Here is a 14,434-nt window from a genome sequence, read left to right as displayed (position 1 = left end):
GTCCTTTATCATTAAATGGCATACACGCAAATCATATCAAACTCGGATGTCATAGCGAAGCAAGGAGTCGGCATATATGAACGTTATTCATAATTACCCATTAGTAGCGGGGCTGGCTGCCATAATTATTGCGCAAGTGATTAAGGTTCCTATTTATTTGGTTACGCATCGAACAATGGACCTCAAGCTTGCTTTTGGCACGGGCGGCATGCCTAGTTCGCATTCCGCGGCAGTAACGGCGTTATCGACTGCAATCGGCATCAAAGAGGGATTCACTTCAAGCATGTTCGCGATCGCTTGTATGGTTGCTTTCATTACGATGTATGATGCGGCCGGCATTCGCAGACATGCGGGGGAGCACGCCTCCATCTTGAATCGAATTGCCAAGAAACTATCCATGCACAGGCATGAGAAGGTCGATCCGGTATTAAAAGAGATGCTCGGCCACCGCCCGAGCGAAGTGTTTGTTGGTGCGCTCTTTGGTATTGGGATAAGTATCTTGCTTCAATATGCTTACTCGTAAAGGCGGCAAATTCTAAAGTTTTATAAGTAAAATCAATACTTTATCTGATGAAGAGAGGTGAAAACTTCTCTATAATAGGATGAAAGCGATTACGCGATAGAGAAGGAGCGTTTGTGATGAAACCGAATGAGCCAATTGTCACGCACATATACACGGCAGATCCTTCTGCTCATGTTTTTGAAGGGAAGCTCTATATCTATCCTTCGCATGACATCGACCATGACGGACCGACGAATGATAACGGCGACCAGTATGCGATGGAAGATTATCACGTGTTGTCGATGGACAATATGGAGTCGCCTTGTGTGGACAACGGAGAAGCGCTTCACGTGAAAGACGTGCCATGGGCCTCGAAGCAAATGTGGGCACCGGATGCTGCTTATCGAAATCTTAAGTACTATTTATTCTTCCCGGCCAGAGACCACGATGGCATCTTCCGCATAGGTGTCGCTACGGGGACTTCTCCTAGCGGGCCATTCCAGGCAGAGGAGAACTATATTCCCGGAAGCTTCAGCATCGATCCTGCGGTATATGTGAATGATGACGGCAGAGCGTTTATGTATTTCGGCGGACTATGGGGCGGACAATTGGAGAAATGGCAGACCGGCACCTACTTGCCCGAAGCCGCTGGACCTGACGCACACGCGCCGGCACTTGGCCCACAAGTAGCCGAGCTGAGTGACGATATGCTCACGTTCAAGCAAGCACCGAAGGAAATTTCGATCGTAGATGAAGATGGGAATCCGATTCCGGCAGGGGACGAGGATCGCCGCTATTTCGAAGGTCCTTGGATGCACAAGTATAACGGAACTTATTATCTCTCCTACTCCACTGGAACAACGCACAAGCTCGTGTACGCGGTGAGCGACAATCCGGAAGGACCGTTTGTGTTCAAAGGCACGATTCTGACACCGGTTCTCGGCTGGACGACGCATCACTCCATCGTAGAGTTTCAAGACAAATGGTATCTGTTCTACCATGACGCCTCCCTCTCCGGCGGAGTCGATCACAAACGCAGCGTGAAATTTACCGAGCTGCACTACAACGAGGATGGTACGATCCAAACGATCAACCCTTATCAGGAATAGCATTGGAATTGGAACTCAGCTTATCGACTGGGTTCTTTTTTTATGTGAGTAGCCCCCCCCCCCATTCACCAAAAGCGGTGGGCTCGAGCGAAGAGTGGTTCTACGAACCACACATGCGCCGAAAGTGGTGGAATCGAGCGAAGAGTAGCACTAGGAACCACACATTCGCAGAAAAGTGGTGGGATTGAGCGAAGAGTAGTCCTAGGAACCACACATTCGCGGAAAAGTGGGGGAATTGAGCGAAGTGTAGCTTTAGGAACCACTCAAGAAGCTAACCCAGAAGTCTACATTGCAGCGAAAGCAGCGAATATCGCAAAAGAAGCTAACCCAGAAGTCTACATTACAGCGGAGCACGAAACCTAACTTAGCTTTTTTCACTCTAAGAGACTATTCCGCTTATGAGGTGTCAATTGGTCGGTTTTGCCTTCGATAAGCGGATATTTCGCTTAAAGAGGGGGAAAGTAGGAGATTGGGGTTAGTTTACAAGAATATTGGCGCAGTAAGAGACTATTCAGCTTATGGAGCGTCAATTGGTCGGTTTTGCCTTCGATAAGCGGATATTTCGCTTATAGAGGAGACATGTTGGAGATTGGGGCTAGTTTACAAGAATATCGGCGCAGTAAGAGACTATTCCGCTTATGAGGTGTCAATTGGTCGGTTTTGACGCGATAAGCTACTATTCCGCATATTGAGCTGCCAAACAGAAGATGGACGTTAGTTTCTTTACCTCATCGCTTTCACAATCCCCATAATTATTCAACTACAATCCAATATATTTTCTCTATTAACGCTTCTGGTTGTTGCATTATAATGACGGTTAGAAAGCGTTTTCATTATGAAAGGGGAATCGTTGATGAATCGCAATACCAGATGGATGTCCATGATGACCGTTATGGCGATGATGATGACACTGTTTGCGTTATTTGCACCGGTAGAAGTGAATATCGCCCATGCAGCGAATGGCAACTTGGCGTTAACGGGAACAGCAACAGCTTCTTCAGCGCAAAGCTCCACCTATGCCGCAGGCAAAGCGGTCGACGGAAACCTTACTACATACTGGAATGCAAGCAGCACCTCGATGCCTCAGTGGTTACAGATTGATCTTGGAGGACTGTACACCTTAAGCAAGATCGATCAGACCTTCGCGAATGACGATGTGTGGAAGTACAAGATTGAAGGCTCAATCGATAATGCCAACTGGGCAACATTGGTAGACAAGTCTGCCAGTGCTTCCGGCCGGACCTTCGGAGACAGCGTGAACGGAACCTACAGGTACGTTAAGCTCACCGTCCTAAGCTCAGCCTCCGGTTACGCGGCATCCAGCCAAGAGCTTACGATTATCGGCTCTGATGAAGGCTACATCATCTCACAAGGAAAAGCATACACCGCCTCCTCGAACTTAGTGAAATATGAGCCGAGCAAAGCGGGCGATGGAAATACGTCAACCTACTGGGCAGCAAGCAGCGGAAGTACGCCGCAGTGGTTGAAGGTAGACTTGGGAAGCCCGAGCATCGTCACTGGGGTCGAGCAGAACTTCAAGGATTTCGATACGTTCGGCTTTAAGATTGAAGGCTCTCTAGATAATACAAGCTGGACGATGCTGCTCGATCGAATGACGCCTGCGGCTGGCCAATCCTTCAAGCAGGCGGTAAGCGGCACCTACCGTTATGTTAGATTGACGGTCAATTCCTCCGCGTCAGGATTCTGGAGCGGCAGCACGGAATTCAATGTATACGGATTCGCCAACCTCGCCTTAGGGAAATCAACCTCGGCATCCACGACTGAACCGGGATGGGATACATTCAAAGCCGTGGATGGTGACCCGAGTACCTACTGGCTTGCAACGGATGCTGCGATGCCTCAGTCGTTGACCGTTGATCTGGGGGGCATCAGTTCACTCAAGCGGGTGGAGCAGAATTTCTTTGATGCGGATATTTGGAAATTCAAGATTGAAGCCTCCCTGGATAACGTGAACTGGACGATGCTTGCGGATAAGACGGGAGCGGGGATCAATGGAACGTTCCTGGGACAAGACGTTAGCGGGACTTATCGCTATGTCCGATTGACCGTAACCTTCTCGCAGAACAGTCACTGGGCATGCAGCGGGGAACTGAAAGTATTCGGCACGCCGCTTGAGCGTAATTTGGCAGTGGGTACATCCGTTACATCGTCCTCCTTGGCGCCTGGCTATGAGCCATGGATTGCGGTAGACGGGAATCCGAACAGCTACTGGATTGCCTCCGATGCGACAATGCCGCAATGGATTATTGTCGATTTAGGCGTTAACAGCCTAGTGACTAGATTGGAACAGAATTTTTTTGATCCGGATATTTGGAAGTTTAAGATCGAAGGCTCGACAGATAAGACCAATTGGACGATGCTCGTGGATAAGACAGGGACGGGGATTAACGGAACGAGCTCCGTTACGAATGTAACCGGGACCTACCGCTATATCAGACTGACTGTCAATTACTCGCAGGCTGCGCACTGGGCGTGCAGCGGGGAATTGAAGGTATTCGGCTACGGCTCACCGGTCACGACCAAATGGTGGGAAAGCACCTCCGGCGTCATGCGCTATTATGCCAAATATTATAATCAGACCTTCAATTACCTGACCAGTCAACTGGATACGTTGAAGTCGAAGGGTTACGGGGCAATCGAGCTTGTTGCTCCTTATCCGGGTGCACCGGATGTGTGGGCAGGGCTTGGAGCAACGGATAATTACGGGGTAGACACGAGTCTCGGCACGATGGCTGAAATGGAAAATCTGATAAGTCAGGCTCACGCCAAAGGGATTCGTATCGTGGTCATGCTGAATCCGGGTTATGCTCGTGACACGGCCGCGATGTTTCTGAAAGCAGCTGACGATTACCGCAATAACGTGTATAGCAAGGAGCGTTATTGGTTCCACTTCAGTCCGACGCCAAGCCCATATGAGCGCTGGACATGGAGCGCAAGGGCGAACGCCTATTACTGGGCGTATTGGGGCGATGACCCGGCAACTCCTCAGTGGGATTCCAACATTCCATCGTATAACTTTGCCAATCAGGAATGGCGGGACGAGGCGAAGAAGTATCTCCGCTTCTGGATGGACAAAGGCTTTGACGGCATCGTTCTGGACGCTCCCGTTGTCTATGACGGCATTAATGTCTCGATCAACAATTCGAGCATCACCGATGTTCTGCGAAACTATGATATTTCCAGCAATGCCGAAGGTGCAGGCGGACAAGAAATGATTACCGATTGGCACTATAACCTGCTGCAGGATTATGAGATTACGAATTGGGGCGGCTCCGGTTACAGTACGATTATTCCGGCCATTAATAACCAGAATCCGAACGCCATAGACGGTATCTTGAAAAACAACCGAGATGCAATCAATGCGGTGAATGGGATTACGCAGACGCCGCCAAGCTGGGAGATTGCCGGAGTTTCTTCGACCAAAAGGCTGCTTGAGATTGCTACTCTGACGACGATGGGCACGTTCTTCTACCTGCATAATGGGCAGCATACGATTGATCCCACGACGACGATCATTCCAACTTGGCCGGCTTCGGATCAGAATATGTTAAGCAAGCTTATTAAAGCGCAGAACAGCTACAAGGCGTTATCGCCGAACGGCTCCAGAGTGAAGCTGAACACGAACGATAATAACAAGTATTACGCATTCAAACGCACGAACAAGACCGGCACCAGCAAAGCGCTTGTCATCCTAAACTATCAGAACGCCTCGCAGACCATTACCGTAAATCTGGCGAACACGGACATCAGCACCTCACAGACGCCTGTTGATCTCTTAAACGGAGGAGCAGCTGCTGCTATTACGTCAACCAGCTATACGGTAACGCTGCCCGCTTACGGATTTACCGTTCTTGGTGTAAATTAAATCAAGGCTGCCGCTTCATTTCCAAGCCGGAAATGGAGCGGTTTTTTGCGTTTATACCCAAAACAGATATTTACTTTCTTTAAATTTTAAGCATACTTGAATTAACGCGAAATTTGTCTAATGAAGGAGACGATCATGATTCGGAAACCACTTTCCTTCCAGCATCGGTTAATGCTCGTTATCCTCTTGACCGTGCTCCTGCCTTCGGTCCTTATCAATTTCCTTACCTTCTCTACCATTAAGACGCAGATGCAGAAGGATGCGATTACATGGCTCAAGGGCATTACGAATAACTCGGGGCGAACGATGGACAGTTACATTCAGCTTGTCACCGGCATCACTAAGAACCCGGAGTATGATAGCACGCTAATGAGCATTTTCGAAAGACATCGGTTTAATATTCATGGCTTGTACGGTTATCCCTACGATGAGCGCGTACAGATTAATGGCTGGCTGTCGATGCTCCGTGAAATGGATGACAATATCTATGCCGTTAATTTTGTCGACATTAATGGTAACCGCTTTCATCTGGGCAAGGATTATGTGGAAGCGAATAAAGATTGGATCGATCGCACGCGTGAATACAATGGGGGCAGCCTCGTTTGGCCGCCAGTCAAGTCAGCGGATGGGGAAACGGTGTTCTCGGTAACGCGAACGATCATTAACCCGAATACCTTCCACGTTACGGCAACGATACAGCTCGCCTTTCAACTGAATTTCCTTACGCAGGAGGACAACGAGAATTTCTTGCAGGAGGGCGATTTACTGATTCTGGATCAAACCGATCGCGTTATCTTTGATCTCAATGGGAAAAGAACCGGCGATCAGATGGATTGGAACAACCAAGAGCAGCAGTTCCATGTCAGCTACGATTCGGAGTTAACCGGCTGGAAGCTTGTCGGCATGGTTCCGGAGCATCTCTTATTCCAGAAGGTAGATCAGCTTCGCAAATGGATTTTGCTCGCAAATATTGTCTTTATTTTATTGACCATGGTCATCGTGTATCTACTCAGCTATCGCTTAACAAGGCCGCTCTGGAACTTGAGTAAGATCATGCAGCGGGCTTCGAAGACAAACTTCATCATCGACACCATCAGCTTCAAGCGCAAGGATGAAATCGGCATGATATCCAACAGCTTCAACCTCATGGTTCGCAGAATTCATGATCTCATCGACACGGTCACAGACACGGAACGAAGACGCAAGAAATCGGAAATCGAGGCGCTGCAATCGCAAATAAATCCTCATTTTCTATACAACACCTTAAGCGCGATTACGATGCAGGCGGAGCTGGATGAGAATTATAAAATTTCGGACATGTCCTCCCTGCTCGGCAAACTGCTGCGCTATTCGATCGGCAGTCAGGAGGAATGGGTCGAGGTTAAGCAAGAATGCGACTATATTCGGACCTATATTCGAATTATGCAATTCCGCTTCCCGCTCATTCAGTTCAACTTACAGATCGACGAAATCGTGAATAATTGGCTGGTCATTCGTCTATTGATTCAGCCTATCGTAGAGAATGCCATCATTCATGGGATTGTTCCGAAAGGGAAAGAAGGGCTGGTCAACATTCATGTAGGAGAGAAGCTGACAGATGCCGGCGACAGCAGGCTGTTTATCTCGGTCAAGGACTCCGGCGTGGGGATGGATCAACAAACGGTCGACGCCACGATGATGAAGCTGAGGGAATACGAGGATCAGTCGGGCGGCATCGGACTGCAAAATGTATATAATCGCATCGCGCTTTCGTACGAAGGGGATTTCGAATTTAGTTTGGAAAGCGAAGAAGGCATAGGAACGTCATTCTATATTGAAATCCCTAGGAGGCTGCGCAATGAGAATCATGATCGTTGAAGATGAAGATCTGCTCCGCGAGGGGCTTGTTAAGATGATCGGGCGAATGGGCTTAAACGGCTCGGTCGTTGCGGTAGCCAGTAATGGAGAGGAAGCATTGGAGCAGCTCTCTCACATCGGTGTGGATCTTATCATTACGGACATCCGCATGCCGAAGAAGGACGGGCTTCAGCTCCTAGAGGAAGTGATGCAAACGAACCCCGCCATACGTTCCATCGTGCTGAGCGGCTACGATGATTTTGAATATGCGAAGCGAGCGCTGAAACTGAATTGTAAGGATTATATTTTAAAGCCGATCATGTATCATGATCTCCTTGAACTGCTCGGGAAGATCGAGGTCGAGTTTACCGCGATGCAGAAGAAAATGCTCGAAGAGGTGAAGCTGAAGGGGATTCTGAATCAGAATCAATATCTCATCCGGCATGAATTTCTGAGAACGTTCATACAGCACGACAAGGTGCAGCAGATAGAGACCATCCTAACCGAGGCAGACACGATTGGTATTCCTTTGAAAGCAGGCAGCTACTCGCTATTCACCATTCAAATTGAAGAGAAGTCGGAAACGAAGGGGAAGTATGGCACAAGCGATTGGACGTTAATGAAGTACGCCCTTCACAATATCGTAGAGGAACTGACAGGCTATGCCCCTTGCTATTATGACGAGCAGGAGGTGCTGGTCGTGCTCTATGAAGGCGTTATGGACGAAGTGAAGGTGCATGCGTTATGCAGCCAGATCGTGATGAAAAGCAGAGAACTGTTAAAAATCTCGGTTTCGATTGGCATATCCGACACGCATGACCTGCGACAGCTGTCAATCGGTTATCAAGAAGCGACGCGGGTGCTGAAGGTTCGTCTGATCTCCGATAGTCATATCATTGTTTTCTACTCGCAAGCAAGTCGTAGTACAAGCCGATCCATCAAACCTTATATGGATCAGTTAGCGGAGCTGTTTGATCTTGAACAAGCGGATACGGTCATCGAGCGGCTGAAACAATGGTATGAAGGGTTGAAGCAGGCAGAATTGACGCTCGAAGCCATTGCAGCCATGGAGAAAGAAGTGATTATTGTATTCCATTCCTTGCTGCGCCATTTCGTGAAGGAGCTTGGGGATCAGGAGTATGATCTGGGTGCGGAATTTGGCATCATGGAGTCGGCAGACTCCTTCTATGCGAGAATGAATCCGCTAATCAAGGTGCTTAAGGAGATCAGTTCGGATAGCAAGAAGGGGAAAATCGAGAATCGAACATCGGAGCAAGTGATGAAGTACATTCGGGAGCATTTCAGCGAAAATATTACTTTAACTTCAATCTCGGAATATATCTACATGAACTCGGCTTATTTGAGCGTGATGTTCAAGAAGAAGACAGGCAAAAGCATTATAGAATACTTAACTGAAGTGCGAATGGGGGAAGCGAAGAAGCAGTTAATCCACACCGATTTGAAAACCTATCAGATCGCGGAAATGGTAGGTTATAACGACGCCGCTTATTTCTCCACACTGTTCAAGAAATACTGCGGTTCATCCCCTCAAGAATATAGAACTATAAATACTCTAAGATAATCTATATTTCCTAGATGGGAACCGATCCGATACCCCTATACAATGAAGCAGTAGACAATTCATATGGTCCAGTCAAAACAAATGGGGGGAACCAAAGAATGAAGAAGAAAAACATGTTGCTCAGCAGTGTGGTAGCGCTGTCAAGCTTATCCTTTGTCGTAGCGGGTTGCTCAAGCAACAATAATTCCGGGTCGAACAATACGGCAGCGACAGAAACCAATACAGCTGCGACTACTAACAATTCGACGAATGCGGCGGCGAATAATGCGCCTGCAACTGAAGAAGCAAAGCCAATTAACGCGCAATTCTATTATGATTTTGCGCCACTTACGGATTACCTGAAGGAAATTAATCCTATAGTTCAAGCGTCAGACAACGTCACCTTCGAAGGTGTTCCTTACACGGACACAACAGCTTATCAAACCGCAGTGCGTATTGGATTCACTACGCAAGAAGCGCCTGATCTCTTCAAATGGTGGAACGGTTATAAATTAAAGGAGCTCGCGGACAGCGGAAACCTGGCTGATATGACGGAGCAGTGGAAAGAGCTTAGCGCGGACGGCAATGGCATTCTGCCTTCGCTCGCAGGACCATTGACAGTCGATGGCAAGGTTTACGGTATTCCGGCTTCTGCCCATTACTGGACGATCTTCTATAACAAGAAGGTATTCGCAGATAACGGCTTAACGCCACCGAAGACATGGGACGAATTGATGAAAATCAGCGATACGCTGAAAGCGAAGAACATTACGCCATTCGGCACCTCGATCAAGGATACATGGAACGGCTTTATCTGGTTTGAGGATCTGCTCATTCACTCCTATCCTGATTTCTACAATAAACTCGTTATCGGCCAAGCGAAATATACAGATCCTGAAATGGTAGAAGTGATGGAACTGTGGAAATCGATGTACGACAAAGGCTACTTCTCCAAACCGATGACGATGGATGCCGAAATTCCGCAGGCATTCGTGAAAGGCGAAATCGGCATGTACTTGGTGGGCACTTGGTACGAGAGCTTCTTGAACGGTGTAGGCATGAAGCCTGAAGAAGGATATGGCTCGTTCATCATGCCTGCGATTAAGCCGGAAGCCGGCAATACCGTCATCTCCGAGATCACGCCGTTCCTAGTCTCGCAAAATGCTAAAAACCGCGATGACGCCATTAAAGCTGCCCTTTCGTTAACGAACAAAGAAACGAACGAGAAGCTGCTCAAGGTATTCGGCGGCGTGCCTACTCGTAAGGATGTAGAAGCAAGCAGCCCAACGATTAAGGCGCTTGTGGACAATATTTCCGCAGGCAGCTACACAGCCATCACTCGTTACTGGGAAGCAACGCCTTCCGAGCTTTCCGAGTACGGTTCAAGCGAATTTATTCGCTTCATGCTCAATCCGGACCAATACATGGATGTCCTGAACAACATCGAGAAGAAGGCAGAGAAATACTGGGCAGAACAGAAAAAATAGCGAATAGGGTTAAGGGGCGATAGCTGCCTCTTAACCCTGCTTATTATCGGGACACATGGGAGTGTGACAAGATGAACTACTTCAAGAAACACGGAGAAGCATTGCTTTATGTATTACCTGCCGCCTTGATGATCACTGTTTTTTTTGTTTCCTCCGTTATCTACACCTTCTATATCAGCTTCACGGATTGGGATGGACTAACGAGGTCTCACTGGGTCGGCTTGAGTAATTACATGGAAGTGTTTAGTGATGTGACGTATATTACATCGCTCAAGAATACATTTATGTGGGTTGCCTTGTCCTTGGTGCTCCCGGTTGGACTGGGGCTTCTGCTCAGCATTCTGCTGCAGCAAATGAAGGGACAACGGTTTTTCAAAAACCTGTTTTATATGCCTTACGCGATGTCGCTTACCGTAGTCGGTGTCATTTGGATCTTCTTGTTCTCCCCAAGCGGAATCAATTATCTTCTCACGCATATCGGGCTTGAATCTTGGGCTAAAGATTGGCTGCGTACGCCTTACTATAATACGTTCGCGATGCTGGTTGCTTCCATATGGCAGGGAGCCGGCACGAATATGCTATTGTTCCTCGTCGGTTTAGGCTCATTGCCGAAGGATCCGTTCGAGGCTGCCGCGATTGACGGCGCGAACCGATTTCAAATGTTTTGGAAAATAACGCTGCCTCTCTTAAACCCGGTTACGATCGTTGTGATGGGGCTGGCGCTGGTTAATAGCTTTAAGACGTTCGATATTATCTGGGTCATGACGCAAGGCGGACCTTACCGTTCTTCGGAAACGTTGGCCGTCACGATGTATCGCGAATCCTTCATGCTGTTCCACTTCGGACAAGGTGCAGCGATTTCAATTCTCTTAACGGTATTATCCATTGTTGCATCTTGGTTTTATTTGAAGAAAACGATCGTCGAGGAGTGAGGGCATGAAACGTCTTGCAAATGGGCTCAAGTATATCATTGTCATCACGTTAGCTATTGTTTGGATTGCTCCGGTCGTATTGGTTCTGATGAATTCGACGAAATCGATAGGCGACTTCATGAACGGAAGCATGTGGGCGTGGCCGAAGGAATTTCATCTCTTCCAGAACATAGAGGAAGCAATGAATGCAGGGAAGCTCACCAAATACGTAAAAAACAGCTTTACCTATGGTGTAGTAGGGGCGACGGCCAGCATTCTGATCTCTGCTTTTGCGGCGTACGGTTTGGTTGTTCTTCGCTTGAAAGGCTCCTTCTACTGGTTCCTGCTGATTTATAGCGGCACGATCTTTCCTTTCCAAATGTACCTGGTTCCCTTGTTCTCGGGTTTTCAGAAGGTGGGCATCTATGATACGTTCCTTGGCATGTGTCTGTTCTATACCGCCATCTGTATTCCGTTCTGCGTGTTCTTGCTGCGTAACTTTATGACGACCATCTCGCGGGAATATGTGGAAGCGGCGCAATTGGACGGCTATTCGACAATCGCCATTCTATTTCGGATCATCTTCCCGTTCTTGGTGCCGCCGATCTCGGTCTTGTTCTTGTTCCAATTCACGTTTATATGGAATGATCTGATCTTCGGACTGATCCTAACGCGAAGCGATGATATTCGTCCGATCATGTCGGGACTTGCCGCCATGCAAGGGACCTACATTTCAACGGGAATTACAACGCTGATGGCGGGTATCCTGGTGACGTCTATTCCGACCCTGATTCTGTTCTTTGCTCTTCAGAAGAACTTTATTAAAGGGATGCAAATTACGGTGAAATCGTAAGCCGATAAAGGGAGGACTTTTTCTTTAAAATGAGGATTTTCTAGAGAAACCCGTTTTCGTTTAAAATAAAATAAGTTATTGTAGGTTTATGGAGTATTTGATTCCCTGGCCTGTCGATCGTAGGATCCGGCAGGTTAGGGATTTTTGCTTTATCGGCGCTTTGACGGCAGGTTCCGTCAAAGGCTAATCCTCAGAGCTGGGAGTCCAATATGATTAATCAAAGTTTCGTTGATGCAGCAGAAGAGCTGAAGCCCGAGTTGATCGGGAACAAAGTATCTCCTGCTCGCGTTGTTGATGTGGTACACGATTCAGAAGCGCTGCATGGGTGGAAAACCCAGCATGCAAGCACGTTCGAAGAACTGCAGGAACAGAGGTTCAGCAAAGGCGATTCCTTTGTCTTGGATTTCGGAGACCATCAAGTGGGCTACTTGACGATTTCGCTGCAGTCCGTGGAGGCAAGAGCGGATGCCCCGGTTCGATTGAAATTTATATTCGGGGAAATGCCTTGTGAAATTGGCGAGAGCTTCGATACCTATGAGGGAGGGCTGGACCGCTCATGGCTGCAGGATGAGATTGTGAATTTTGACGTGGTGCCAGGCACTTATACGCTTCCTCGGCGATACAGCTTCCGTTATTTGAAGATCGAAGTGATTACTCCGGCCCGGAAATTCAAGCTGGCGTTCCCGGATGTTTATGTGACGTCCGTAAGTTCGGGGGATCTTTCTCTCGTAGCACCTTTGCCGGATCATGTGCCTGCAGATTTGCGAGAAATGGACCGAATCGCGATTCGTACCTTGCAGGATTGCATGCACACCGTATTCGAGGACGGGCCCAAACGGGATCGGCGTTTGTGGATCGGTGATCTTCGGCTGCAGGCGCTGGCGAATTATGAGACCTTCAATCATTATGATCTTGTGAAGAGATGCTTGTATCTGTTCGCAGGCTTGCGCCTTGAAGGCGGCCAAGTATCGGCATGCGTGTATGAGAAGCCAGAGCCGGCGGCAGATGATATTTACTTGTACGATTATTCGTTGTTTTTCATTTCGACGCTGCATGATTATTACGCCGCTTCGCAAGATCGTGATACGCTCTCGCAGCTGTGGCCGATCGCGCTGGAGCAGGTCGAGCTGGCTCTTCTTCGTTTAGATGCTCGGGGAATCGTGACGGACGATCCGTCCTGGTATTGCTTCACGGATTGGCAGAATGATTTAAACAAGCAGGCTTCCGCACAAGCGATATTGATTTATTGTATGAAGCAAGCTGTGGTGCTAGCGGAAACGATGGGGCAGCGTGAGCAGGCTGCTGCGATCCAAGGTTACGTGGAACATGTCTCGACAGCAGCTTTGAACCATCTGCTGAACGAGCGTACCGGCATGTTCGAAAGTGGAGAAGCGGGTCAAGTTTCGTGGGCTTCACAAGTATGGATGGTGCTCGCCGGCGTACTGGATCAAGAAGCGAACGGTGCTTTGCTGGATCGTCTCTTCGAAGAGGATCCTGTCATTCGTCCGATGACTCCTTATATGTACCATCATTTGATCGAAGCGTTGATCGTTTCCGGGAGGAAGGACAAGGCGCTGGAGCAAATGCGTGCTTACTGGGGCGAGATGGCCCGTGATGGAGCGGACACGTTCTGGGAAGTATTCCAGCCGGCAGACAAGAACAATTCGCCATACGGCAGCAATCTAATCAACAGCTACTGCCATGCCTGGAGCTGTACGCCGACATACTTTATTCGCAAGTATTTCGCGGGGAGCTAGGCGGTACTACTTACTTCCACCGTCATCATCGCCATTATTTATTGTCACGCATTGAAAGTCGGAAAACCCGACTCTCAATCGTGAAATCGCTGGAAATAGCTGCTGAGAGTCGGGAAATCCGTCTCTCAGCGGGCCAAGGTCGCTCACCACACTATGGCCACGCCCCGAGAGTCGGAAAACCCGACTCTCAGTCGTAAAATGGCTGGAAATAGCTGCTGAGAGTCGGAAAATCCGTCTCTCAGCGGTCAAAGTCGCACGACAAACCATGGCCACGCCATGAGAGTCGGAAAATCCGTCTCTCAATCGCAAAATCGCTGGAAATAGCTGCTGAGAGTCGGGAAATCCGTCTCTCAGCGGGCCAAAGTCGCTCACCACACTATGGCCACGCCCCGAGAGTCGGGAATCCGCCTCTCAGTCAAGCATGCTGGGGTTGGTTCGAGTTTGAAATGTTCTCTACGGCGAAACGAACCATCCTGTCTTCTTGCGTAGCAGTGAAAGTTCCAAAGTGGAACTCTCACCGCAAAATCCGCGC

The 14,434-nt window shown here is 48.5% G+C and carries 9 protein-coding genes; all 9 read left to right on the top strand.

From position 1 onward, the window contains the following. Positions 1-76: 76 nt before the first annotated feature. Entirely contained in the window at positions 77-523 is a 447-nt protein-coding gene (locus tag BLW29_RS11420) for a divergent PAP2 family protein (protein ID WP_090979491.1), read from the top strand. A gap of 116 nt (positions 524-639) precedes the next feature. After that, positions 640-1,611: a glycoside hydrolase family 43 protein gene (locus tag BLW29_RS11415; protein ID WP_090979489.1), complete on the top strand. Its 972-nt coding sequence runs from the start codon at positions 640-642 to the stop codon at positions 1,609-1,611. Positions 1,612-2,464: 853 nt separating this feature from the next. Next, positions 2,465-5,497 carry a discoidin domain-containing protein gene (locus tag BLW29_RS11410; protein ID WP_177186590.1) on the top strand — a complete coding sequence of 1,011 codons (3,033 nt, stop codon included), beginning with the start codon at positions 2,465-2,467 and terminating at the stop codon, positions 5,495-5,497. Positions 5,498-5,632: 135 nt separating this feature from the next. Beyond that, on the top strand, positions 5,633-7,354 hold the full coding sequence (locus tag BLW29_RS11405; RefSeq protein WP_177186589.1) for a cache domain-containing sensor histidine kinase: 1,722 nt from the start codon (positions 5,633-5,635) through the stop codon (positions 7,352-7,354). Beyond that, positions 7,335-8,915, top strand: a complete 1,581-nt coding sequence (locus BLW29_RS11400) for a response regulator transcription factor (RefSeq protein ID WP_090979483.1) — start codon at positions 7,335-7,337, stop codon at positions 8,913-8,915. Before BLW29_RS11405 ends, BLW29_RS11400 begins: the two co-directional genes overlap by 20 nt. A gap of 98 nt (positions 8,916-9,013) precedes the next feature. Then, positions 9,014-10,381, top strand: coding sequence for an ABC transporter substrate-binding protein (locus BLW29_RS11395; RefSeq protein ID WP_177186588.1), 1,368 nt, complete (start codon positions 9,014-9,016; stop codon positions 10,379-10,381). A gap of 71 nt (positions 10,382-10,452) precedes the next feature. Continuing rightward, positions 10,453-11,313, top strand: coding sequence for a carbohydrate ABC transporter permease (locus BLW29_RS11390; RefSeq protein ID WP_090979479.1), 861 nt, complete (start codon positions 10,453-10,455; stop codon positions 11,311-11,313). 4 nt (positions 11,314-11,317) lie between these two features. Continuing rightward, the gene (locus BLW29_RS11385) at positions 11,318-12,145 is read left to right on the top strand and encodes a carbohydrate ABC transporter permease (RefSeq protein WP_090979477.1); all 828 of its coding nucleotides are present in this window, start codon (positions 11,318-11,320) and stop codon (positions 12,143-12,145) included. Positions 12,146-12,354: 209 nt separating this feature from the next. Continuing rightward, positions 12,355-13,902 (top strand): alpha-L-rhamnosidase-related protein, encoded by a 1,548-nt coding sequence (locus BLW29_RS11380; RefSeq protein ID WP_090979475.1) that lies wholly within the window; start codon positions 12,355-12,357, stop codon positions 13,900-13,902. The last annotated feature ends 532 nt before the right edge of the window (positions 13,903-14,434 follow it).

It is taken from the genome of Paenibacillus sp. CF384, from assembly GCF_900106745.1.
In the GTDB taxonomy this organism is placed as follows: domain Bacteria; phylum Bacillota; class Bacilli; order Paenibacillales; family Paenibacillaceae; genus Paenibacillus_Z.
This window is presented reverse-complemented; position numbering and strand designations above follow the sequence as displayed.